This is a genomic window from Flavobacterium sp. (assembly GCF_035456085.1).
GTDB lineage: Bacteria > Bacteroidota > Bacteroidia > Flavobacteriales > Flavobacteriaceae > Flavobacterium.
The window spans coordinates 1-26375 of record NZ_DATIDY010000087.1 but is presented as its reverse complement, the minus strand read 5'-3'; the positions used below and the strand labels follow the sequence as shown (position 1 = coordinate 26375).

Annotated in this window: 16 protein-coding genes; 2 read left to right on the top strand and 14 right to left on the bottom strand. The window is 34.1% G+C overall.

The window, feature by feature from the left end:
* From VLC96_RS06610 to VLC96_RS06555, 12 genes are all read right to left on the bottom strand, one after another.
* The coding region (locus tag VLC96_RS06610; protein ID WP_325261528.1) for a hypothetical protein at positions 1-835 on the bottom strand (835 nt) is incomplete at its 3' end.
* 633 nt (positions 836-1468) lie between these two features.
* Positions 1469-1900, bottom strand: a complete 432-nt coding sequence (locus VLC96_RS06605) for a DUF2541 family protein (protein ID WP_325261526.1) — start codon at positions 1898-1900, stop codon at positions 1469-1471.
* A gap of 379 nt (positions 1901-2279) precedes the next feature.
* Complete coding sequence (locus VLC96_RS06600; protein ID WP_325261524.1) at positions 2280-4205, bottom strand: LTA synthase family protein; 1926 nt, start codon at positions 4203-4205, stop codon at positions 2280-2282.
* A gap of 173 nt (positions 4206-4378) precedes the next feature.
* Positions 4379-5446: a glycosyltransferase family 9 protein gene (locus tag VLC96_RS06595; protein ID WP_325261522.1), complete on the bottom strand. Its 1068-nt coding sequence runs from the start codon at positions 5444-5446 to the stop codon at positions 4379-4381.
* 228 nt (positions 5447-5674) lie between these two features.
* On the bottom strand, positions 5675-7237 hold the full coding sequence (locus VLC96_RS06590) for an alpha-amylase family glycosyl hydrolase (RefSeq protein ID WP_325261520.1): 1563 nt from the start codon (positions 7235-7237) through the stop codon (positions 5675-5677).
* Positions 7238-7302: 65 nt separating this feature from the next.
* Entirely contained in the window at positions 7303-9033 is a 1731-nt protein-coding gene (locus VLC96_RS06585; protein WP_325261519.1) for a glycoside hydrolase family protein, read from the bottom strand.
* 39 nt (positions 9034-9072) lie between these two features.
* Positions 9073-10362, bottom strand: a complete 1290-nt coding sequence (locus VLC96_RS06580) for an MFS transporter (RefSeq protein ID WP_325261518.1) — start codon at positions 10360-10362, stop codon at positions 9073-9075.
* Positions 10362-11420, bottom strand: coding sequence for a glycoside hydrolase family 130 protein (locus VLC96_RS06575; RefSeq protein WP_325261516.1), 1059 nt, complete (start codon positions 11418-11420; stop codon positions 10362-10364). The genes VLC96_RS06580 and VLC96_RS06575 overlap by 1 nt, the downstream gene beginning before the upstream one ends.
* 89 nt (positions 11421-11509) lie before the next feature.
* Positions 11510-13858 (bottom strand): hypothetical protein, encoded by a 2349-nt coding sequence (locus tag VLC96_RS06570; protein WP_325261515.1) that lies wholly within the window; start codon positions 13856-13858, stop codon positions 11510-11512.
* 483 nt (positions 13859-14341) lie between these two features.
* The gene (locus VLC96_RS06565; RefSeq protein ID WP_325261513.1) at positions 14342-14974 is read right to left on the bottom strand and encodes a hypothetical protein; all 633 of its coding nucleotides are present in this window, start codon (positions 14972-14974) and stop codon (positions 14342-14344) included.
* Positions 14975-15108: 134 nt separating this feature from the next.
* Complete coding sequence (locus tag VLC96_RS06560; protein WP_325261512.1) at positions 15109-16563, bottom strand: RagB/SusD family nutrient uptake outer membrane protein; 1455 nt, start codon at positions 16561-16563, stop codon at positions 15109-15111.
* Positions 16564-16585: 22 nt separating this feature from the next.
* A complete protein-coding gene (locus VLC96_RS06555; protein WP_325261510.1) occupies positions 16586-19657 on the bottom strand; it encodes a SusC/RagA family TonB-linked outer membrane protein in 3072 nt (1023 codons plus the stop codon).
* Between the two features lie 729 nt (positions 19658-20386).
* Here VLC96_RS06555 and VLC96_RS06550 point away from each other — a divergent pair.
* Entirely contained in the window at positions 20387-20851 is a 465-nt protein-coding gene (locus VLC96_RS06550) for a DUF2975 domain-containing protein (RefSeq protein WP_325261508.1), read from the top strand.
* Between the two features lie 183 nt (positions 20852-21034).
* Positions 21035-22822 carry a DUF885 domain-containing protein gene (locus VLC96_RS06545; protein WP_325261507.1) on the top strand — a complete coding sequence of 596 codons (1788 nt, stop codon included), beginning with the start codon at positions 21035-21037 and terminating at the stop codon, positions 22820-22822.
* A 93-nt stretch (positions 22823-22915) separates the two neighbouring features.
* Here VLC96_RS06545 and VLC96_RS06540 read toward each other — a convergent pair whose 3' ends face one another.
* On the bottom strand, positions 22916-24349 hold the full coding sequence (locus VLC96_RS06540) for a TolC family protein (protein ID WP_325261506.1): 1434 nt from the start codon (positions 24347-24349) through the stop codon (positions 22916-22918).
* On the bottom strand, positions 24342-26375 hold a 2034-nt coding region (locus tag VLC96_RS06535; protein ID WP_325261504.1), incomplete at its 5' end, for an efflux RND transporter permease subunit. The genes VLC96_RS06540 and VLC96_RS06535, both read right to left, overlap by 8 nt.

The following is a 26375-nucleotide window of genomic DNA, read 5'->3' as shown; positions in this document are numbered from 1 at the left end:
AACCATGCATTGATCTATTAGAAATTAATTTGAAATCCCTTTGCAATTTATTAGTGAACAATCTTGCTTTCTCGATAAGAAAGTCAGTTGTAAATAGTTCCAACGAAAGGTTTATAACAAAATCTGAAGCTTTGTTTATTTCTTCTATTTGTTTTAATGTGAAAGAACTTATTCTGTCAGCCAGTACCAAAAGTCCGTCGGTGTGCTGCTCGATTTCCCTTTCGAGAATATTTTCGAGAATGCGGCTTACGACTATATTTCTAGCAACTCCTTTGTGAGGTAATGTATTCAGTTCCTCAATTTTATGAGCAATTGTAGGATCCTGAGAGCTTACATCTAAATAATCTTTTTTGGTTTTGAAAAAAGTCTTTTTTAATTTTTTAATTAACAGCTCATTGTGTTCAGCGACTGTATGATCACTAGTTCCAATCTGAATAACATTAAAAGCAACCGGCTTATTGGTTTCAAAATGCAGAATACTATTTACACTTGAATTGCTTTTTAGAATTCCGGTTTGTTGTTTTTTGATTGTTTTTCTATCACCTTGTACTCCAAAACTGTGTTGGATTCTTCCTTTATTGCAATAAGCAAAGAAAATAGGCGATGTTATAAACGGTTCGATACTAATACGTACATCATCTCTAAAAATTACGTCAAATTGCATATAAGTAATTCCATCCGGAAAAGTTATTCCTTTGATACTACCACGAGCACGATCAGATGCTAATGCCAAGGTATATTCGCCATTATTATGAGTTAATGTGCCCTTGAAATTATCTTTCAAATCATTAAAAACATGCTGTATTGTTCCAGATTTTAGATATATTGTTTTCATTTGGATGGATTTAGAATCGCTATTTTATATTTTTAAAGAATTATAATGTTTTAAATATTAGCTTTTTGATATATTCAAATTTCGCGATCTAATTGAAGGTTTTCGTTACAGAATTCCTTTATAAAGTTTCATAATTTTTAGAGTGAAAAAATTAGGCTGAAACCAGAATAAATGCACATACGCAAACTTTAAAGAATTCAAAAAGGGTTAGAATATAATTATCCTAACCCTTCTGTTATGACTTGCAAAGCAAGTCAATTATCCATCATATAAAGCTATGTTACCATCCTTGGTTATAAAATTGACAGGAAAAGAACTCTTTGTCTTGTCGTATAAATGCGATAGAAATTTTTTTAAATTAATAATAACCTCTACTTACATTTGATTTAACAACTATTTCAACATATTCCTAACTATACAATTCTAATACAAATTGGTACACATAACTTGTATTATGATGGATAAAGAGCCTTTCAATTTAGTTATATCTTCTGTAGTAATCTGAAGGTATCCCTACCTTGGTTAGATAAACAGTGGAGATTACTTTTTTGAACTGGCTTTTTTCTTATTGCCTTACGGCATGATAGTTTTATTTAAAATTAGATTTAAAAATATTTTTAAAATCAACTATAACTATTTCTTGTCTGGGTTTGTTTTTAATCCCCAAACTTCAACATGCGCTTTTTTATTATTTCCATGTGCTACAGTGTTATAGTGAAGATCAACTCTTTTAACCACTTTTTCGCCACCAAGTTGTGCTATTGAAGTTTCGCCCTCGCTTTTAATCTCTTTGCCTATCGCAACATTTTTTACTTGATTGTCACCGTAAGCAACATCAAAAGATTTTAGATTAATAGGCGCTTCGGTTACTTTGATTTTAATAGCTGCAAAACGATTAGCTCCAACAATTGGAATTTTATCTGTGTCTTTGTCAAAACTTACAGTAGTTTCACCGATTTTGTGCCAACCATCTTTGTCGTTTACTACCACTTTTGGTACTGATGTCTGGGCAAATAATGTTGTTGAACTTGCTACAAGGAGTAGCATCAATGCTAATTTTTTCATCTTTTCTATTTTTAAAGTTTATAAATTTTGTAATTATTAAATGAGTTTAATTACTCACTTATTGATATTTCAAAGTTATAACACTCCTATCTCTAATGTTTTATATTACTTTTTGAATAGGTTATAAAATTTTCACTTAAACATTTTTCATTTAAAAATGCTCACAGAAGTCTGAATAGTGGATAGCTGAAAAGTTATAAGAATTACTACTGCTGTAATTTAGCCCCGATAGTAGTGAAAATCCTTGTGGGCTGGGGTTCAGCCCGCAAGATTGCAACGGATAGCGGGACTGAAGTTGATTTTGTAACGGAATGGTTTGCTCCAAAAAAAAACCTAAACACTTGATGATGTTTAGGCTTTATTACTATGTTTTTTGAGTTTACTTCAACTTATATTTTTGATCATTGTATAAATAAAAGGCTGTTACTACGTGTGCCAAGGCGTCTTTGGCTAAATCGGGGTTGAGTTTTTTGGGTGTAAAAACCGTGTCGTGCTCAACGTGAAATTGTAGCGGCTGCTTGTTGGGTTGCAAAATAACCACTTCGTTTCCGACGCGGAATGCGTTGATGTCGCTAAACTGCATTATTGCGCGACCCTCAGTTGAATTAGGCAATTGAAACAAATTTCGACCCACCATTGGTGTTTCTACAGGAATGCCAATTTTGCTCAATAACGTTGGCTGAATATCAATCTGGCTGCATAGTTTATTGTACTTTTCGCCTTTTGGTACATTTGGTCCAATGAGTAAAGCAGGGATATGGAATTTATTGATTGGCACTAAATGTTTTCCATAAGTCCTTGTATTATGATCGGCGATAACGAGGAAAATAGTGTTTTTGTAATAGGCTTCTTTTTTGGCTAATTTGAAGAACTGCCCAATCGAATAATCGGCATATTTCATCGCATTGTTTACCGTGTTGAATTGTTTATCATACGGTTTGATTCTTCCCTCAGGATACTCAAATGGCTCGTGGTTGGAAGATGAAAACACTAAAGAAACAAATGGTTTGTTGCCAAGAGTTTTGTAATAATTATTGGCTTTTGCCATTACATCTTCATCAGACCAGCCCCAGGTTCCGTGAAAAGCGCTTTTGTCTGAATCGTAATCATCTTCGTCAATAATTTTGTCAAAACCATTTCCGTTGAAGAAAGAACCCATGTTATCAAAATTGGCTTTTCCACCATAAATAAAACTGGTATCGTAACCTTTTTGCTTTAATAAAGATGCGATTGTATAGAAGTTGGATTGCGCATTATTGAGTTTGACCACACTCTCTGATGGCGAAGGTAAAAATCCTGTTACAACGGCTTCGATTCCGCGTACGCTTCGGGTTCCTGTAGAATATAGATCTGTAAATAACGTTCCTTCGCTTGTCAGTTTATCAAATTCGGGAGTTAATGGTAATCCGCCAAGTGAACCAACATACTCAGCGCCCAAACTTTCCTCAAGAATTATTACCACATTATAAGGTTTCTCTAAAGTAGTTTCTGGTTTTTGAATATGCAATAACGGAACATCTTTATTTGTATATTCCTCAGGCTTCACATCCATGTACTTTTTCACTCTTGAAATAGCTTCGGTATGGTCCATTTTTCCGTACATTTTCTCTGCATTTTTTTCATTTTTCATAGAATACAATGCAAAAGCAACCGTATAGAATGAATTCAACCCCAGAGAATTGGTAAGGTGATCTGTAGAAAAAATGGCATCACTCGCATTAATAGGACGCTTGGACGTGAGACTGGATCTGGCTCCAAAAAACACAAAAAAAGCAACTAAGGGAAAAATCTTTAACTTCGTTTTATAATCCATTAATTGCACTTCGAAAAGCTGTTTTCTATATTTGGTGAGAACGTATATAAAACCCGTAAGTACAAGCACCGTAACTAAAATCGAGAAAAGGTAACTTTTGATCAAAGTACCTACGACTTCCTGAGGATAAATCAGGTAATCGATAAACAATTTATTTGGACGAGTGTCGTATTCTTTGATAAAATCCAACGTTGACATTTCCATAAATAAAATGAATGTCAAAAAAAGGATGAAATAAATATTAAAGAACCTTTGTATTTTCTGCAAAAATCGATCTGGTACTAATGCAATTAAAGCCAAAGGCAGAAAAAGCAAATAACACAAAACAATAGCATCCATTCGAAAACCAATTGGGAAAATATAGCCGTAATCTTGTGTTTCGATCACACGGGTTTTAAACAGAAAAAATAATATGAATCGGCTAACAGAAAGAATTAAAAAACCAATTAAAAGAAAATTAATAAGTGGTTTAAGGAACTGAATTTTTTTCATTTTAAAATACAAAATATGTCTTTGGGGACTTTATAAAGGCGCAATATTAAAACAAAAAAATTGTCCAATTCTGAATTTTTCCTGAATTCTTTCTCCTAATATGAATTAAAACTTCTCTGTAATGAAAATCTCAGTTATTGATTTCTAAAAATAAATAATTTCAGACGAAAGCATTATGCGTAGCGGATTGCTGTGGCTTCATACTCAGTTTCTAAATTGTCTAATAAATTTGAAATTATTTCCACACAGTCCTGAACATCATTTGAATTTGTGTCAATTGATATACTGCCATCTCCATAACAGCCATACACATTTGGATCTGTAACAGAAAATAACCCTACAGTTGGATTCAAAACTGAATTGGCTAAGTGCATCATTCCACTATCAGCACCAATAAACATGTCTGTACCTGCTATTAACGAACCTATTTCTCTGATATCCTTACTGTAAAAGTGTGGTATACTGAAATTAAAAGCCGAAACTCTTTCTACTGGTAATATTTCAATTATATTATAGTCTTTGTATCTGTTTTTTAAGATTTTATAAAATTCATTCCACCATGATGAAGGATAGATTTTATCACCAGTTGCATAAGTAAATAAACAAATTGTTTTTTTATGAGTATCCACCATTTCGGCTAGTAGTCTGTTTCCTTTCTGAAGCTCTAAAAAACTGAGTTTTAAATCCATTTCAGGAACAATATACTCATTCTTGTATAGTCCTAAATAATTCCACAATCCATAAACAGGATGCTTGGCTATATGTCTATATTCAGCGAGAGGATATTGTACATCGTTGAATGCAAAACCGTAGAATTTATTTTTCCCTTTTGCAAAACGCGTTGACAATCGACCAGACGAAGAATTGGGCATTGCATTTATTACAAGATCATATTTCGTAGTTCTTAGCTTTATCCAAGCAAATATGTACTGGAACAAATGTCTAAAATGTTTTTTAGGAAGTTCTATTATCGAAACATTCGGATAATTTTCAAAAATACTTCTAGCCAAAGGACCTTTTGCAAAAATATCAATCCTGCTATATGGAAAAACAGTAGTCAATTCGTTAATCAAAGGTGTAATTAACAACATGTTTCCCAAACGATGATTGGGACGGCTTACTAAAATTCTTTCACAATTTTTAGCATCATTAGAATCAAATGAAAAATCTTGTTTTTTACCAATTTCTTTAGTTAGTGATGATAAAAACCTTCTTCTAAACGCATTTATTTTCTTAATCATTTTAATTATGTTTTGAATGGAATGATTGAAATCAAGGTCGAAATTCAGACTAAATCTCAAATTGCCTTTTCAACAATACCTTTCATTTACAATAATTAAGCCAAAAAAAATATATGTTTATGATTAACAAAAAATTATAATTAAACCTGAAGTTCAAAGAATGAGAATTGGTTTGAACCATCAGTATAAATTTAGATGATATCAGTAACTACACCAATACATAATTAATCAGTTTTTATAGAGAATAAAGTTGTTGGGTTTAAGAGAAGTCTTTCCCAGCAGTATTTTGGCACCACTTGGAAGAGCAATCTTTTTATCGCTTCCAAAATTTATAACTACTGTTATTTTATCTTTTCCTAAAATTCGGGTAAAAGAAATTTGATCGTCCTGGAATTCTAGTTTTTCATAACTACCATACTGTAACGCTTTCTCATTATTTCTTAAAGCGATCAATTTCTTATAGCTATTAAGAATAGATTTTTCATCTTTTAACTCATTTTCTACATTGATTCCATTGTAATTTGGATTTATCTTTATCCAACTTTTTGCTGAAGAAAATCCTGCAAAAGCATTCGAATTCCATTGCATCGGAGAACGGGATTTGTCGCGATTATTTTCATTGCCTTCTAAAAGTGCTTCTGTTGGATTTTTCCCTTTTGCAATTGCTAATTGATAATGTGTTTTACCCTGGATATCGACCATTTCATCAAAACTATCAGAAACAATGTTCTGCATTCCGATTTCTTCTCCATAATAAATAAAAGGGACTCCTTTAGCTGTGAGCATTAATGCAGCTAATGCTAATGCTCTATCAGGATTTCCATCTGCCAAACGATTCATCATTCTTGGCATATCATGACTTCCAAAGAACAATGTGGGATAATTGCTCATGTTTTTTTCCATACTTTGCAATTCATCAAAAATGCGCTTAGCCGAAAAATTTTTGATGCTTCCAAAATTGAAATTAAACACAACATCGAGTAATTCCGGAGATTGATATTGCTTTAAAACTTCAATTTTGTCGCTTCCAATTTCTCCAACTATAAATCTATTGTCAAATTCGCTAACGGTGGTTTTTATTATTTTCATTGCCTCTTTGACGCCAGCCTGATTAATATCGTTTAGATGCTCTTGCGCTCCATTTTTTATAGGATTATCAGCGGTTATTCCATCAGTTGTCAGGAAATTGATAACATCTAATCGGAAACCATCTACACCGGATTTTAACCAATACCTCAATATATTTTGAACTTCCGAAACCATTTTGGGATTAGACCAATTCAGATCTGCCATTCTCACATCAAATTTATGGTAGTAATATTGATTTGTCACCGTATCTTTTTGCCATGCACCACCTCCAAAAAAAGATTCCCAATTATTGGATTTATCTTTCCAGATGTAATAATCGCGATACGGATTGTCTTTTGATTTTCTAGATTCCTGAAACCATTTACAATCGGTGGAAGTGTGATTCAGCACCATATCCATGATTACTTTTATGCCTTTTTGATGAGCTTCTTTCAAAAAAAGATCAAAATCGTCTTTGTTGCCATAAGTGGGATCAATTTCATAATAATTTGAAATATCATAACCATTATCGACTTTGGGAGAAGTTAGAAAAGGAGTTAACCAAATTCCTTTAACTCCAATTTGCTGTAAATAATCAAGTTTTGACGTCATTCCTTTGAAATCCCCATATCCATCACCATTGCTATCGGCATAACTTGGCATGTAGATTTGATAAAATACCGTTTCTTTCCACCATTTTTTTGAAATTTCGTCCTTTTTCATAGTAACGGAACTAAAATTCAACAGCAGTAAAGAGAAGAGAATAACAAATATCAGTTTTGATTTGATCATTTTTGTTTAGCCTTATAATCGACTACAATATCATTTACCAGCATTTTCGATCCTTTATAAGTGATTTTTCCTCCGGCAGGCACACAAACAATCACTGCTGAACCAAGAGATCCTAATTTTATTTTTGTGGAAGCAGTAACATTACGGGCAACAAAATTCCCGCTAACTGTGTCGTACAAATCAACTTTCTGGCCGTTAGGAAGATTCAATTTTACTATTTTTTCTTGTGAATAAGGATTGTAAAGCAAATACGACGGGTAAGCTTTGTCATGAAAAAAATCGGTTGCCAATAAATTTAGTTGCAAAATTCCTTCTATATCTGTGGTTTGAATAATACTTCCAAAAATCCCTACGTGTCCGCTTCCGTACACACTAAACTGAGATTCTTCGGGGTTTTTTCCCAAAACCCATAAAGGTCCGTCCCCTTGTGCAACGGGTGCTTTTATTTTGTCAAAGCGTTCGTAATTAGATTGCTTAATAATTCCCTCATAGGCTATAACACCCTTCGTTACATCGGCCAATTGTGGAATTGTTTCGTGCTCATCCGGCATATACTGAGGATAGAAAAAACGGGAAGCATTCGCCGCATTCAGCATCCATTTTCCAATTGCAGCCGCATACGATTGATCATAACGAACTAATGGTACCAAAGGCCAAGCTGCATCATAAGTATTCATCAAAAAACCGTATCCGCCGTGATCTACTGTACTTCCAACTGTTCCAGAAATATCCATTCCATTCCAGTTTCCAACCAAAACGCCCCAACCTTCTCTGCAAACTGCTGTTCCATCAAATGTCCAATCTAAAAATTTTGCTGTATCAAATTTTTGATCCTGTTCTGCATTAACTCTGGCCGAAACATAGGCGCCAAAAGGCATTAACAATTCATACGTTGGATTTATTTTATTGGATTCTAAAGCTCTCAAAGCACTCAAAGCGCCCTCTAAATATTTTTTGTCACCAAACTTTTTATAGGCTGCATATAAAACCCAGGCATGACCAGCTGCAACATCAGCTTGTGTACAAATCTGATTGGTCATCGGTTTCATTTTTCCATAATCAAAATAGGAATAATTGTAGTTTCCGTTCAAAATAACATCGGCGTTATAAAACTTATCTGCAATGGTTTTGGCAATTTCATCAAAACCTGGTTCTTTTGGATATTTGTAGTAAATGCCATAAAACAGCAAATTTGGATACACATCATACCACCAATCACGTCCATAACCACCGCCAAGTAGGGCAACTTCGGGACATGTATTGTTCATCATTATATTCCAACCCGTTTCGGTATTGAAATAATTTTTTACCATTGCAACATAATTACGACCGCTTTGATCGGTTTTATTTATTCCAACTAAGCTTGCGCCAAGTGTTGCTCCCATTGTTGCCAATGCTTCATGAAACATTCCCTTGTTATGGTCTGGACCCTGACGAACATCAGCAACGGCAGTATACATTCCGACAACAGGCTGCGGAAAATTCTTTTTACTTTCATCGATCCAAACTAATGGCCAATATTTTCCTTTAGCATTAAAATCAAAAACCGTTTTATCAAAGTCAAGTGATAATTTTTTATAATCAATAACTTTCAAGGGAGCCGGAATATTAGGCATTTGATCGACTCTTGGTATTTTTTGCTGCGATACTTGAGCAAGTATGCTTCCACAAAAAATAATACTAATGAATAAAAACCCTAAAAATCTATTTTTTAAAAATGTATTCATACCTCATTTATTTTATTTTGAATTCGTATTCAAATAAGTTTACACAATATCCTCAGCTACTTTATCTAATACTTTTGGGTCTTTCTCTTCAATTTCAGAAGCTAGAATATGTCCCTGCTTAATGATTGTATTGGCAATAAAAACAGAACCAAGCTGTAAAATGGCGATGATTATAATTGCATATCGCAACGCAACTTCAGTAGAGATTGTGTAAGCCAAAACCAAAAAAGTTCCTGCTCCCAAAAATCTTCCAACATAAAGTCCTGCCTCATGATTTAATATATAAGTGAATTCACTACGTTTTTCAATTTTTGAAACAATATCAATTACATTAAATTGAATTGGGAAATACGCTAAATCCATCATTGGTTTTGCTATTAACAGAAGAAGAATAAAGACGATAACGCCCATTTTATCAAATAAAATTCCGTTTACGATAGCGCCTAATGCAAACAATGAAAGTCCGATTGCAAATATTTTTAATCTGTCTGAAGGTTTAGAACGACGACCTAACACATACATAATTATTGCTGCGATAACAGCTCCTACAGATTGTGCTGTTCCCAAAGCGCCTTCTTTTCCAATTAATAACATAATTAACATGGCTGGTGCAGTCACTAAAAAACCTTGTGCTAAACCTTTTAAAAGTGCTAATGACAATAAGCGATACCACAAAGGATGAAATTTGAAAAAGATGTATTTTTTTTGCGCTGGATTTTGAAAAGTTCCTCTAAAACAAACAATCGATGCTAAAACGGTAATCACAAACACAGCTCCTGTTATCCATAAATACGACGAATGTATCTGGCTTTCATCACCACTTGATTCAATAAACCAGCCAATTGTAATGGGAACTATCACGGCAATAATGGTATAAAAAAAAGTTTCCATTCCGTAATAATAATTCCTATTGGTGTCATTTGTAATTGCCAGAGCCAAATAATCTCTATTTGACCAATAAAACCCAAAAGACAAGCCCATGGTAATTCCGGCAAAACCAATTCCGACCAAATCAAGTGTCTTTAATGACATCATTATCATCATCGAAACAGCGCTAAGCATCATGCCGATAGAATACAATTTCCTTATATTAAAATGTTTTAAAAGCCATCCATTCAATAAAAAAGTCAGTGGTATTCCAGTATAAATTGTCAATTGATAAATAACCACTTTTACAGGATCATTGGAACTTCTCATCACATAGGCAGCGACAAAAATGTCTATTACTGGCAAAACAATGGCATAGACTAAATTAGTCAACACTAATATCTGGAAATTATGAGACTGACTTTGAAAATGTCTAATTTCTGTTTTTAATTTATTTAGCATTAGTCAAAATTTAAAAGTGAAAAAATTTCTTTTAAAGAAAAATCAGCTCCACAAACAAACTCATCCGAAGCTCCATAGTAAACAGTTACTGTGTCTCCGTCGGGATGCACGATATGTCCGTTGGTAAATACAACATGACCAAAGAATCCTGTCAATTCATATTCAGCAGTTGGCACCATGATTGGATCTATAGTGCGGGCAATTACTTTGGAAGGATCTTCTAAATCCATCAAAAAAGCACCTAAGCAATATCTGTGATCAAAATTTGCACCATGATAAATAGACAGCCAACCTTTCTCCGTTTTTATAGGTGCAGCACCGGCTCCAACACGTTTTGAATCCCATAAACCTTTTCGCACTTTTATCAAGCAATGATGATTTCCCCAATGAAGTCCATCTGGCGAAGAGGTTAGCCAAATATAATTACCACCAAGATCAACGCTGCTTGGACGATGAAGCGCGTAAAATAATCCATTAATTTTTTCTTCAAAAATGGCACAATCCTTATTATGAGGTGGCAATATCATGCCGTGTTTAGTAAAATTTTTCCAGTCAGTTGTTGTTCTTAGTCCTACGCCAACGCCGTTTGGAGAAACTGATGTAAAAGTCAAATAATAGGTTCCGTCTAATAAAACAACACGACAATCCTCAATCCCGAATGTCTCTAAAATTCCTTCTCCAACTAAAGAAGGATAATTTTCAGGCTCATAAAAATGAACGCCATCATCGGTGCGTACCAATCGGAGATGAGAAAGCGTAGTTAAATAATCTACTCCTCTGTAGTTGATTATTCTGGCATCACTTGCATCTAAGTCTGGATCATCTGTAAATATTTCGATAATTTCAATAGCTCCTGTTTCTGTAAGTATAGGAAACGAAATGATTCCTTCTTTTTGTTTCGGTCTTTCGGCAACACGAAGAATCATCCATGTTTTTCCTTCGAATTGAAAAACTCCAGGATTAAGAAGGCAGGTTATTTCCAAACCCTCTCGACTGGCTGGAATATCAGATGGTGACAATAAAGGATTTTGTTCAAAACGTTTTGCTATATCTTTCATAATTACATTTTTTTTATTTTTTTATTGTTTCTATTCTTTGCACCTCTACGTCGATGCAAAGTATTATATCAAAATGAGAGCATCTTATGCTACTTTTTATAATCCGGATCCATTTCTGGTGTTCTAATTCCTGCAACTTCATCAGCCATTAGAATAAAAACATTCCAGCATAAACCTCTGGTCGATGGCCACCAAGAATCTGTTGTCGTCCATTTCGTTGGAATGAATTCTTTGCTGTAAGGCCATTTTGGATTCAGATTAATTTCGGCCCAAGCTCTGTTTTCCATCATTTTTTGGGCTCTTTCCCAACCGTGTTTTTGCCCTACAACATAAGCGCAATACTCGGAACGCATCCAGCTTCCACCATTATAGTAAATCCCATCTTGTGCGCCATTACTGTAATAAGTTTTTCCAAATTCCCCAAACGGCTGATAATCCGAAGTGAAATATGAATACCCTTTTTGATCATTTGTTAATCGAATACAAATAGGTGCAGTTGTTCCCAATTCCGGATGTGGCGAGTTAGGAACTTTATTTAGAGCAGGAATTTGATCTAAATGATTTTGTACCATTTCATCTGTTAACATCGGATGATTGAACAGCCACAGAGAGAAAAACTCTGGTTCTAAATCTGTTAAAGAAATAAGATCCGGAAATTCTTTATCAAACAAAAGATGCTTTCTTTTTACATCATAAAAATCCCGATATCCTTTCTCTGCTTTTTCGATATACGCATCATTACAAATACTATACCCTAATTCCTTAATAGTTCTTAAAACAATCACAAACATTCCCTGATTAACAGCTAAACGATCTGTTTTGGGGTCATAATCAATAACATCTATTTGACTCATGCTGAAATGTGACTTGCAGATCCCGTCTTTATCTTCGTCAAATTCATTCAAAACATAATTAACCGCTTTGTCTATTTTTTCCTTTGGAAGTGTTACTCCGAAGCGTCTTTTATTTAGCATTGCCCAAATCAGCCATTCGATTGTGGCTTCATTATCCTTGGCTTCTATTGATCCCATATAGGGCGTAATAATGGTACTTATAGCACCTTTTTCCGTTTGGGTTTTCGCCCATTTATCCCAAATGGAAAGATTCAATTCTTTGTTGTAGCTGGCAACTATGGAGAAAAAAGAATCCCGATTGTACATGTCTGGCGAATAATTCATATTAGGAACGTTAAACGGCGAAAAATCATCTACCGCAGTAATCCATGTAAGCATATTGAAATTAGCATACAGCATTTTCTCTATTAAATTTCCTTTGAAACCTTTTGCTTCGGCAAGTCTCGCTTGTGAAGAAATTACAAAGTCATGATGAGTTGTCCATGGTTCTACAAAAACATACGTTGTCTTAGTAACCTTCTCTCCTATCCTGATTACATTATAAGGCTGTTTCTCTGGCTGATGTTCTATAATTTTTAAATCCTTTATCTCAAGTTCACAACCTTTGCTATCCTGAGCGCCAATAAACATCGAGACACTGTCATTCTCAATATATGGGACTAAAACACTTCCTTTAAAAAGTGTCCAATCCAAATCATTTACAGGAAATTTGTCAATATACTTTATTCCATTTTCCAGTTCGACAGTTTTCTTTCCGTTTTTTATTCTAAAGAGTTTTAATGCTACTGATGCATTCCCTTTGGAAAGAAAAGAAATCGAATATACTTTTTGATCTTTGAAAGGCGTTATAATTTCAAATCCAGATTGATTGTTCGAATTATAATGTAGCCTCGTTATATTTTCGTTGTTACTTATCGCAACATCACCTACTTTTTGAAACGGACTTTCAATTTTTAATTCTGTTTCCTTTCCTGCATCCAAATTGTACAACTCTCCAAAAGTCTGTTTGATATAATTTTGATTATTTTTTCTTTCCTCTATTGTTGCAACCGAAACTAAAGCTGGATCTGGTAGCTTTCGCATCCCTACAAAACCGCCTCCATGCCCGTTGAAACGTCTTCTGGTAGTTCGTGTATAATGATTTTTATATCCCGCATCCATCAGGAATCCAATGACTTGATTATCTGGAGTAACAAAACCCGCTGCGGGAAACATTTCATGTGCAAAACCTCCTGGAAAATTGTCGTACTCGAAAGTGACATATCTTGATGGAATCTTTGGAGGCTTTGCAGTTTCTTCTAACGTATAATACAAAGAAGGCATACCTGATTGAAATATATCAATGCTTTTTTTGACAATATTTTGATTGATTACCTGATATGAAACCGTTATCGAAACATTTAAATCCAATTCTGAAACATAGGTATTTCTCGTTAAGCTTATATTTTTTTCATCTCCTGTCCATTTTTCTCCTTTCCAACCTACTATTTTAGCTTTCTCGCTGAAATCTGTATTTGTCAGTTGAAGTGAAAATTCTTCTGTATTTTTTAACAACAACTGAGTACCATTATAAATTTCAACCATAAAGCCATGTTTAGTGTCCCCAGCTATTTTTAAGTTCAGATTTTGACTTCGCAAAACTGTTCCCAAAAAACAAAATAACAGAATGAAAAAATTCGAATTAAACTTGGTCATCATTTAGCTGTTTTTTGATACATTACTTTTAACCAAAATTAGCATTAGAATTTACTTTGCCTATTTGCTATTGGGTCTATCGATTTTTTCACGCAGATTTAGAAGATTCAGCAGATTTTTTTTAAAGTATTTCTTAAAAAAATCCGTCTATATCGATATAATCTACTTCGACAGTTCGTTCCGATAATTATAGTTTCATTTATGGGCTAATGCGTAATTTGAGTTTTAAAAAACAAGAAGCAACAATTTATATATTATTGCTCCTTTTCATACAGATACATTAATTTTTGTATTCAATTGAATTTATACTCATTTGCTAATAAGCAGTATTTTAAATAGATTCAACCATTTCAAAATTTTTAAATGTATTATCTAAATGACATAATCTGGTCCTGCTTCGCCTCTAACGATCCATTTGCCATTGACTTTTTCCATAACTACTACTAAATCAATAAAACCACCCCAATAAGATTTAGTAGTCGTTCCAGTTACCCTAAAAACCAAATACTTTTTTTGATAGCGTATTGGTGATGAAAATTCAAATACTTTTTTTTCAGGTGTGTCAAAATAAATAGAGGTCTTATTTTTTAAAAAAACAGCAAGATTCTCAAAAACAATTTTTTTATGTCTAAAATCATCTAGTTTCCAATATCCACTCTCACCTACAACTTTCTTTTTTTCACTACCATACTTTTTTTTCATTTTTGACCAGTCTTTTTTATCGAATAAATCGAGCCATTTTCCCTTTTCTAATACAAGACCATGAATTCCATATTCTCTTGTCACAACTGTTGTGTCAGGATATTTCGGCCAGAAATCATTCCCATAAAACATTGATATGGCCAAATCAGGAGCCACTATTTCTTTAATAACCATTATTTCTTCAGAGTCCTTAATAACTGAATCAAGATAATCGTTTAAGGCATTATATTTGTCTCTCTTAGTTACACCACAACTTGAAAATAAACCGATACTAATTACTAGTATAATTAATTGTTTTATCACACTTTTAAAGTTGATTACATTGTAGAGCTTGGTAATATCCTCCAACATTTGATTCTTCTAAATAATATATAATATTGAAAAGACTCAATCAGTGTTCATAAAACTCAGTCATGATTCTAGTAATATTGATAAAATTAATACCCAGGATTCTGTTTTAAAAGTCCTGCAGAAGCATCTACTTCTGTTTGAGGAATTGGATACAACATATGTTTGTCTTGGAAATTTTTACCGTGCGCAATCATTACTTCTTTGGCAATTCCCCATCGTTTTAAATCTAACATTCTCTGATTTTCAAAACCAAGTTCTACTCTCCTTTCCGATATTAACCAATTTTTTACTGTTGTTTTATCCGAAGATGCTGGTCTATCTGGCAAAGTTCCGGCAGGTGTCACTGATCCATCAGCAGTAGGTGTGTTTCTGGCTCTGGTTCTTATTTGATTGATTATAGCAATGGCTCCTGGCAAATCCCCTAATTCAATTAAAGCTTCGGCTTTCCATAGCAATGCATCACCATAACGGATATAAACCTTGTTGGATGGAGCATCGTCATCAGCTTTATTGGTTCCATCTAAACTTCCGTAAATTTTATTGGCATTTTGTTTCGTTACATCTACAGTAAGTTTTTTTCTAGGATCATTGGGTTCAAAAGCATTTAAGAAATCTGTGCTTGGCGCAAAAAATCCCCATGAAGCAACGGCACAAAGACCATTTCCTTTTCTAGGTTGTTTGCCTCGTTGATGATCAAATTGAAAAATCACTTCATTTTCGGCAAACTCTTTAGTATAATTAAAACTATCAAAATAGTTTGTATTTAAACTGAAACCCAAAGCAGTCAATTGATCAACAAGTGGTCCTACTTCACTCCATTTTTTATTATACAATGCCGTTTTTGCTAACAATGCAATAACAGCACCTTTTGAAGCTCTCCATTTTTCACTATCTGAAGAATATTTAGAATTCGGTAATAAATCTTTTGCAGCATTTAAATCTTTTACTATTTGATCCCAAACCAAAGGTGCTTCGGCTCTTTCGGCAACTTCAAATGCCTGTTGATAGGATTTTATAGGACTTAATATTAAAGGAACTCCGCCAAAATTGGTTACCAAAGAAAAATAGAAATAGGCTCGCAGAAAATAAGCTTCTCCCATTAACCTTGTTTTTTCGGCAGAATCAGGAAGGTTTTTTAATGTCTCGAGACCAATGTTGGCTCTTTTGATCCCTTCGTAATCGTATTTCCATAAACCATTTGGCCCACCATTAGACGCGGTAAAAGTGAAGTTATTTATATCATCCATCCAAACCTGATCGCCATCTGGAGCCCATTTTTTTTCCAAATCGTCTGAAGCTATATCTTGCAGTATATAGTCATTCTGAAATACAAGCCCAGCATTCCAATCCCATTCACTCATTAGATTTAATGTATTCGAAAGCATAACATAGGAATCATTTACCCAAGCAGCTGCGGCTGCAATAGTTGGCGTTTCTAAAGCATCTTCTAAAGGTATTTGACCTATCGGTTCAGTCGTCAAATCCGAACAACTTGAAAAGTAAATAAAACTAGCAGTGAGTATTAAATATATTTTTTTCATCTTGTTATCTTTAAATCTTTAATTAAAATTTAGCTTGAATTCCTATAAGGAAACTTTGAGATTGCGGGTAAGTTCCTTGATCTAACAGCGCGGTAGACTCTGGATCTAAACCATTATAATTGGTAAAAGTCAACAAGTTTTGGGCAGAAATATAAAGACGTAGATTTTGCATTTTAAATTTTTCGGCATCGAATTTAAATCCCAACTCAATATTTTTTAGCCTTAAATAAGAAGCGTCTTCAATAAAAGCACTTGACACTTGTCCACCACCATTATTCTCAAAAGTATTACGCGGTTGTGAATTAGTAGTTCCTTCACCATGCCAACCATCGAGTGATTCTGTGGTAGAATTAAAAGGACGGCTATCATAATTCAGAATTTGTTTCAAATCATTGTAACGGTCAACATCCGAAACTCCCTGAAATAAAAAGGATAAATCAAAATTTTTGTACTCCGCCGAAAAATTGATTCCATACGTTATTCCCGGAACCGAATTTCCGATTATAGTTCTGTCATTTTGATTAATTTCACCATCACCATTCACATCCATAAATTTCATATCACCGGGTTTTACACCATTTGTATTAGAATGTAAATACGAATTAATCTCTGCCTGGTTTTGATAAATTCCAATAAATTTATACCCGTAGTAAGAATTCATTGGTAATCCGGCTTTGGTTATTGTATGACTTTTTTCATCTATAATTTGAGGCAAATACGCTTGCAATTCATTTACATTGTTATCTAGAGTTGCTAAATTTCCTCCAATATTATATTTGAAATCTTCGCCTATTTTCCCGCGGTAACTTGCAGCATATTCAAAACCTTTGTTGGTAATGGATCCTGCATTTACATAGGTAGGCTGAATAACACCAACTGAAACCGCCGGCAATGTAATGGCCAACAAAATATCATCGGTTGTTTTGTCAAAATAGTCTATTGTAAATGAAAATTTGTTTTGAAAAAGGCTTAGATCAAGTCCAAAGTTGGTTTGTGTAGTGGTTTCCCATTTTAAATCTGGATTTCCATATCGAATAATATTTACAGTACCCCCAGAATTGGTAACCATAGTTTGAAAAGCATCATTAGGAATTTCCTGATTTCCAGATTGTCCCCAGCTAGCTCTCAATTTCAAATTGGAAATCCAATCTGTTTTTTCCATAAACTTTTCCTGAGTAACAACCCATCCAGCCGAAAATGATGGAAAATATCCCCAATGATTATTTGGCCCAAATCTTGAAGAAGCATCGGCTCTTATTGTTCCAGTAAGAAAGTATTTTTCATTATAACCATAAGTACCAGAAGCGAAATACGATAAAAGTGACCAACTTGATGCCGCACCAGAAGAATAAATATCTGTGACACTTCCATAATCCAAATATCTAAAGTTAGAACTTGTATTATCATATCTTGTTCTTGCTCCACCTATTGCGCTTTCAGTATTACTAATACTTTCAGCTCCTAATAAGAAATTAACACTATGCACATCATTAAAAAGTTTAACATAATTCAATGTATTACTGAACGTAAAAGTCATTGACTCACCTCTATTTTCGTTGAGGCTATTTGGTCTGTTCTGTCTTCCTTGTCCATAAAATTCACTATTAACATCACCAATATTAGGATCACCATAATTCTCTGCAAAAGTTTTGTTATGCGTAAAATAAATATCTGCTCCCAGACTGGTTTTAAACTTTAAAGAATTGTCTTCTAAAAAGGAATATTCACCATATACATTTCCAAAATTTTGATACGTTTTACGTTTGTCATCTGTATAATTAACAATTGCGATCGGGTTCGAAGTGTATTCATAATCCTTACTCCATCCATCATTTGGTCCTGTATAAAATGGTAAATCGGTATACGGATCTTTTGGATTATATGTGGGATCGCTAGGACTTTTATAAACAGATAATACAGGAGGTCGCAATAATGCATGACGAATAATTCCGGGAGCATCACCACTCGAAGATAATTTATCTTGCTGTACTTCGCTCACCTGAAAATTAGTACCTACTTTGAAACGATCTGAGAACTCAGCATTTACATTCACTCTAAAATTAATACGTTGATAGGTATCTTTATCCCCCACAATTATTCCGTTCATACCATAGTAACCGCCAGATAATAAATACTGCATTTTTTCTGTCCCTCCACTTATTGATACCTGATAATTTTGAGAAAAACCAGTGGTGAATAATTCATCTAACCAATCCGTATCAGCCAGATCCGTTCTGCTTCTGTCTCTTTCATAAGGGCTTATTCCTAAACCGTCATTTGCCGCGGTATTATGCCAAGCCTGATCTTGTTGTGTTAAATACTGGTCTGCATTTAACATATTTGGCAAATTTGCTGCACGATAAATCCCAGAATAATAATCAGCTGTAATGCTGGAAACACCTTGTTTTCCGCTTTTAGTTGTAATTAAGATTACCCCTCCTGCTGCCCTTGAACCATAAATGGCTCCTGCTGCGGCATCCTTCAAGACGGTCATTGTTTTTATATCTGCTGGGTTCAAAAAAGTTATATCACGTGTTGAAACTCCATCAACAACATATAAAACGTCGTTGTTTCCCAGAGTTCCTTCACCTCTAATTCTAATTTTGATTCCGTCACCAGGTGCTCCTGTACTGGCGGCAACAAAAACCCCTGCCACTTGTCCTTGCAATGATTGCGAAACATCTGGAGTTTTTGTTTTCTCCAAATTATCCATATTTACTTGAGTAATAGCAGATGACAATGAATTTTTCTTTTGCCCAACATACCCAACTATCACTACTTCAGATAAAGTATTATCTTCAAGATCCATGACAACTTCGAGACTAGTTTTTCCTGCTACCGGAACTTCTTTGGTCTTAAATCCCATGTAGCTAAAAACTAATATTGCATTTGAATCTAAATCTTTTATTGTAAAACTACCATCCATATCTGTTGCTAAATGTTTGTCCGTTCCCTTTACATTGATATTTACCATAGGCAAAGGGCCACCAGCATCTTTTACAACTCCTGTTACTGTTGTCTGCCCGAAAAGAATACTTCCCGAGAGAAATAAACACAGTAGAAATAAATTTCGAATAATGATTCTTTCTTTCATATTGTAGCTATTTATAGTTGTTATATTCGGTATGTAATTAACTTGCTTTAAATTTTTAATTAGTATCGTTAAAATTCGTTTGCATAGGATTGTTGGTTACATTTTTAGATTTAGAGATTCACGTAATAGTGTAATCATTCTATGTTATTTTTTTTTCATACTATTTTTTTATTGAATTAATAATCTTGCATAACTCTTTATGTATATTCTTAAATTTTTATTTTTCACGCGCACAAAAGCATGACTAGCCCGCGCGGATAGCGTTGTTTAAGTTTTAAAAAATTAGATAATATGCCGAGAAGGCTTCAATTTAAATAAGTGGGGTCTTAAATAACTATGAAAATGCCACAGTAGATTTTTTTTAACCTGGGCAACCATTTTGTAAAATAATTTAGAAAATTAAAATTTACTTTTTTTGTTAAAAAAGGCACTCTAGTCTATTTATAAATTTTGAGAAAATAAAATTTATAAATTAATCAGAATATTTTTTCTATCTCTGATTATCACATGCAATGGATACTTATTTTTATATATTTTAATAAGTATTGTTTTAGTATTATAAAATTATATAAAAAAATATTAGCAAACAATCTTAATCGCAATTAATTATTTGTTATTCAGACAATTAGTAAGTATTTTTAACTAAAATTGAATAGAAAAATCAATTCAAGCATCCTATTGTTTGACTCTTAATCAAATCTTTGAATAATTTAATTTACAAAACATATTATGAAAAGAATTTCAACACTATTACTTCAGACAGTTGTTATAATAATTGGTATCGTGGCACTTGCCGTTTTGATTAGATTTCCTTTGAGTGAGGGTCGAGCCAAAAATTTAGAATTATTGAGCATTTATTCTGATCCTTTCATCTTGTACGGTTATGCAACATCAATTGCGTTTTTTATTGGTCTTTACAAAACATTCCAATTATTAGGATACGTTAGACAGAACAAAACATTCTCTATTGACTCTCTTAAGGCTTTAAAAAATATAAAATATTGTGCCACTGTACTGAGTATTTTAGTTGTAGGCGCTGGGATATTCATAAAGTTGACACACAACAAAGAGGATGATCCTGTTGGTTTTCTTGTCATTTGTACCGTGGTTATTTTAGCTTGTATTTTAGTTGTCTTTGCTGTTTCAAAATTTGAAAAAAAATTACAAAATGCATTAGATAAAAATCAAATATAAAGTTCTTCGGTTCTTGGCATTTTAATTTTGCTGTTATAAAGACTCTTATAAAAACTAAATTTTGTTATATTTTTTTGATAAATCAAATGCAATTAATGAACTTAAACTGTAATTTATTGATTTGCAACAAAATAAAAAAATACAAATAATTCCTATATTTGTTAAATATCAAAAAACCACTTTATGAAAAAAGCAACCATTTTAATCACATTCCTATTACTTATTGCATGCAATCAAAAAAAAGGCAATTCAGCTGATACAGTTACAGAAGACAATAAAAAACTGGCAACGCTGCTCGAAAATTACTATAACAAAAGAATGCATTTATTCCCTCTTGAAGCGACAATCAATGGCGACACACTTTATAACAACTTGTTGCCTGCTGATTTTACTGATAGTTATCGTCAGAGACTTCGTGATTTTTATACTCGTTACAACGATTCTATTACCAAATTCAATGAGCAAGAATTAAATGATAATGATAGAAAGAGTTATGACATTTTTAAATATCAAATGGAAACAGAACTAAAAGGCCTATCAATGATTGGCAACAGTTATTTTCCTTTTGACCAATTTAACGGTGTTCCTCTTTTACTTGGACAAATGGGAGGAGGAACAGGTTACCAGCCTTTTAAAACAGTAAAAGATTATGATAATTGGCTCGAACGTGCCAGTGCTTTTACGACTTGGAGCGATAGTGCTATTGTTAATTTCAAAAAAGGATTGGCTATAAACTATGTGCTACCAAAAGCTATAGTTATAAAAATGATTCCGCAAATGAATGCAATGGTTACGAAAGATGCAACCAATAGCTTGTTTTATGGCCCAATAAAATCAATGCCAGCATCATTTAGCGAAAGCGATAAAAAAAGATTAACAGCTGCATACATTGATTTAATCAACAACAAACTGATTCCTTCGTATAAAAAACTTGGTGATTTTTTAAAAAATGAATATTTACCAAAAGCAAGAACAACTACTGGTGTAAATGCATTAGCTGGCGGAAAAGAATATTATGATTATTCTGTAAAATATTGGACTACGACAAATAAAACGCCACAAGAAATATATAATACCGGCCTTTCTGAAGTAAAGCGTATAAAAGCGATTATGGAAAAGATAAAAGATTCTGTTGGCTTTAAAGGAGATTTGAATGCTTTCTTCACTTACATGAAAACAGATAAAAAATTTACACCGTATAAAACTCCAAAAGAAGTTTTGGATGCTTTCAGAGATATTGAAAGAAAAATGGAACCAAATCTAAAAAAAATGTTTACGTTGGTACCTAAGTCAAAATTTGAGATAAAACAAACAGAAGCTTTTAGAGCTGCCAGTGCCAGCGCCGAATATAATCCGGGATTACCTGATGGTTCTAGACCTGGTGTTTTTTATGTGCCAATTGTCGATGCAACCAAATTCAATACTACAAGCGGAATGGAAAGTTTGTTTTTGCATGAAGCAATACCTGGTCATCATTATCAAATTTCTTTGCAAATGGAAAATGAAAAACTCCCAAAATTCAGAAGATTTATCTGGTATGGCGCTTATGGCGAAGGTTATGCCCTTTATTGTGAAAGTTTAGGTAAAGAATTAGGGCTATACACAGATCCTTATCAACACATGGGAGCATTAGGTGACGAAATGCATCGTGCCGTAAGATTGGTAGTAGATGTTGCAATGCACACTGGAAAAATGACAAGAGAACAAGCTATAAAATATATGATGGATAATGAAGCAATCAGCGAAGATGGTGCTGTAGCCGAAATTGAACGTTATATGGCTTATCCAGGTCAAGCTTTAAGTTATAAAACTGGAGCATTAAAAATCAGAGAGCTTAGAGAAAAATACAGCAAAGAACTTGGTCCTAAATTTAGCATTTCAGCTTTCCATGCCGAATTTTTGAAAGATGGTTGCATGCCATTAGAAATAATAGAAAAATCAATGGATGCTTGGGCAAAAAGCCAAAAATAATTTCAAATCATCAAAGTAAAAATCATCAAAGTAAATAGAAAAGCCCCGAACATTTTAATGTTCAGGGCTTTTCACAATTTAAAAAACATGGAATTATTTCCAGCCTCCTCCAAGGTCTCTATACACATGTACAGAAGCTGTGAGCTGATCTTTCTTGGTGTCAATTAACTCTAATTTTGATTCCAAAGCATCACGCTGTGTCATCAAAACTTCAAAATAATCAACTCTGGCAGATTTGAATAAATCACCAGCTACATCTATAGAACGGTCTAATGCCGCAACTTGTTGTGATTTTAAATCATAACTTTTTCCTAAATTATCGATTTTAGAAAGTTGATTCGAAACTTCTAAATACGCATTTAGTATTGTACGCTCGTAATTATACAAGGCCTGAATTTGTCTTGCATTAGCTGAACTATATTCCGCTTTCAACGCATTTCTATTAATCAAAGGAGCCGCAATATCACCAGCTAATGAATACAATAACGACTCAGGAAGCGTAAACAAGTACGCTGGTTTAAACGCATTAAATCCAACAGCTGCAGTAATATCAAGCGAAGGATAAAACTCTGCACGAGCTGATTTTACGTCTAGTTTTGCAGCTTCTAACTCTAACTCTGCTTGTTTTACATCTGGACGATTGGCTAACAATTGAGATGGAATCCCAGAATTGACAATCGATGGTAACAAACTTGCAAAATTGGTTTTATCTCTTTTTATTTCCTGCGGATATTGACCTAGCAAAAAGTTGATTTTATTTTCTGTTTCTTTGATGTTTTGAAGAATATCAAACTCCATACTTTTGGAAGCCATAACTTCTGCTTGAAATTTTTGAACCGCCAATTCAGTTGCTCTTGCCGCCTCTTTTTGAGTCTTTACCACCTCCAATGCGTTACTTTGTAATGCAATATTCTGTCTGACAATATCGAGTTGACTATCCAAAGCAAGCAATTCATAATACGAATCAGCAACTTCAGAAATCAAATTGGTTATTACAAAATTCTTCCCTTCAACTGTAGCCAAATAACGGCTTACGGCTGCTTTCTTAGAATTGCGTAATTTTTTCCAAATATCGACTTCCCAGTGCGCTGAAGCAGCAATTCTCAAATCACCAAGTGGATCTGGCATTTCTTTTCCCGGCATGATTTCGGTAGAAGCATCTCCAGCACCTTGACTAGTGTAGCGACCCACTTTTTCAATACCTGCTCCTGCTCCAATCCCAACAGATGGAAGCAACAATCCTTTTTTTACACGAATATCATTTTGAGCAATTTCAATCTCCTGCAAAGTGATTTGCAACTCCTGATTGTTTTTCAATGCAGTATCAATCAAGTTTACCAGATTTGGATCCTTAAAATAAGTTCTCCAAGGAGTTGTTGAGGTATTCGTTGTATCTGAATTTGCTGCTCCAAAAGATTCTGGAGTAGTTTTTGTTTCCGCCAATGGCGCTAAAGCAGGTGTACAACTTGCCACCGCCAGGCAAATTCCTAGCGGGACAATATATTTATAAGACTTAAATTTATGCATGATTATCATCAAATTCTTCGGTTAATGGATTTTCTCTTTGATCTTTTACATAGGTAAATCTTTCAGCTATTTTGCCGAAAATGTAATACAATCCTGGAATTACAAATACTCCAACAACTGTTCCTATCAGCATTCCTCCTGCTGCTGCAGTACCAATAGTTCTGTTACCTATTTTCCCTGGACCTGTTGCAAATGCTAACGGAAGCAAACCTGCAATAAAAGCAAATGAAGTCATCAAAATAGGACGGAACCTTGCTTTTGCTCCTTCCATGGCTGCTTGTAATACCGACCTTCCGGCTGCATGCCTTTGAATTGCAAACTCTACAATCAACACGGCATTTTTTCCCAGTAACCCGATAAGCATTACCATAGCAACCTGAGCATAGATATTATTTTCCAAACCTGTGCATTTCAATAAAAGGAAAGCTCCAAAAATACCAGCAGGCAACGATAAAATCACTGATAATGGCAAGATGAAACTTTCATATTGTGCTGCCAAAACCAAGTAAACGAAACCTAAACAGATTAGGAAAACCCAAATTGCCTGATTTCCTTGTGCTACCTCGTCGGCAGAAATACCAGCCCAGTCAATATCATAACCTCTAGGTAATTTTTCGGCCGCCACTTCCTGAATAACTTTAATGGCAGTTCCACTACTATATCCTGGAGCTGCAGCACCACTAATCTCTGTAGAAGTGTACATATTGTGTCTGGTAATTTCCGAAAGTCCATATACCTTTTCTAATTTCATAAAGGCTGAAAAAGGTACCATTTCATCGCGGTTATTTTTTACATAAAGCTTCAAAATATCTTCTGGTAATGCACGATATTCTGGTGCTGCCTGAACAATAACTTTATAATTAATTCCGTATTTAATGAAACTGATTTCGTAATTACTTCCGACCAGCGTTGACAATGTATTCATCGCATTCTCGATAGACACGCCTTTTTGTTGAGCCAAATCATTATCGACTTTCATCATATACTGAGGGAAACTGGCGCTATAAAAACTGAATACATTTGCTAATTCAGGACGTTTGTTCAATTCTTTAACAAAATCACTGTTTATTTTTTCCATTTTCTTGTAATCACCTGAACCCGTTTTATCCAATAAACGAAGCTCAAATCCTCCCGCGGCTCCATACCCTGGTACTGCTGGCGGCTGGAAAAATTCAATATTTGCACCTGGAATATCTTTCGACTTTTCCTCCAATTCAGTCATAATCTCCTGAACAGACTGCTTTCTGTCTTTCCAATCCTTAAGGTTGATCAAACAGGTTCCTGAATTCGATCCAGTACCTTCTGTCAAAATTTCATAACCTGCTAAAGATGAAACTGATTTTACTCCTCCTATTTTTTCGGCTATTTTTTGCAATTTCACTGAAATATCATTCGTTCTTTCCAATGATGAACCTGGAGGCGTTTGGATAATTGCATAAAACATACCTTGGTCCTCATTAGGAATAAATCCAGAAGGAACCGTACTACTAATCAACCATGTTCCAGCGCAAAATCCTAAAAGTGCAACAATAGTTACCGCTCTTCTGTTTACAATTTTCCCAAGAACATGTTGGTATTTAGTTTGCGTAAGGTTGAACATGTCATTAAAACCATCTATAAATCTATTTACAGGTGTTTTCTTTTTAGGTTTTCCATGATTATTAGTCAACATCATCGCACAAAGCGCAGGTGTCAATGTCAATGCTACTACTCCCGAAAGAATAATCGCTGTTACCATTGTGATTGAAAATTGTCTATAGAACATTCCAACCGGACCAGACATAAATGTAACAGGAATAAATACCGCTACCATTAGGAATGTAATCGCTATAATCGCTCCCGAAATCTCGTGCATCGCTTTTTTAGTCGCTTTTAATGCTGACAAATGTTCTTCTTCCATCTTGGCGTGGACGGCTTCGATAACTACAATCGCATCATCGACGACAATTCCAATGGCTAAAACCAATGCAAACAAAGTGATTAAGTTTAACGAAATATCAAAAAACTGCATGAACGCAAAAGTTCC

Coding starts and splice junctions, on each gene's coding strand:
- VLC96_RS06545 (WP_325261507.1), top strand. CDS start 21,035: ATGAAAAAAGCAACCATTTTAATCACATTCCTATTACTTATTGCATGC.
- VLC96_RS06560 (WP_325261512.1), bottom strand. CDS start 16,563: ATGAAAAAAATATATTTAATACTCACTGCTAGTTTTATTTACTTTTCA.
- VLC96_RS06590 (WP_325261520.1), bottom strand. CDS start 7,237: ATGAAAAAGGACGAAATTTCAAAAAAATGGTGGAAAGAAACGGTATTT.
- VLC96_RS06600 (WP_325261524.1), bottom strand. CDS start 4,205: ATGAAAAAAATTCAGTTCCTTAAACCACTTATTAATTTTCTTTTAATT.
- VLC96_RS06540 (WP_325261506.1), bottom strand. CDS start 24,349: ATGCATAAATTTAAGTCTTATAAATATATTGTCCCGCTAGGAATTTGC.
- VLC96_RS06575 (WP_325261516.1), bottom strand. CDS start 11,420: ATGAAAGATATAGCAAAACGTTTTGAACAAAATCCTTTATTGTCACCA.
- VLC96_RS06550 (WP_325261508.1), top strand. CDS start 20,387: ATGAAAAGAATTTCAACACTATTACTTCAGACAGTTGTTATAATAATT.
- VLC96_RS06555 (WP_325261510.1), bottom strand. CDS start 19,657: ATGAAAGAAAGAATCATTATTCGAAATTTATTTCTACTGTGTTTATTT.
- VLC96_RS06585 (WP_325261519.1), bottom strand. CDS start 9,033: ATGAATACATTTTTAAAAAATAGATTTTTAGGGTTTTTATTCATTAGT.
- VLC96_RS06570 (WP_325261515.1), bottom strand. CDS start 13,858: ATGGTTGAAATTTATAATGGTACTCAGTTGTTGTTAAAAAATACAGAA.
- VLC96_RS06605 (WP_325261526.1), bottom strand. CDS start 1,900: ATGAAAAAATTAGCATTGATGCTACTCCTTGTAGCAAGTTCAACAACA.
- VLC96_RS06580 (WP_325261518.1), bottom strand. CDS start 10,362: ATGCTAAATAAATTAAAAACAGAAATTAGACATTTTCAAAGTCAGTCT.
- VLC96_RS06595 (WP_325261522.1), bottom strand. CDS start 5,446: ATGATTAAGAAAATAAATGCGTTTAGAAGAAGGTTTTTATCATCACTA.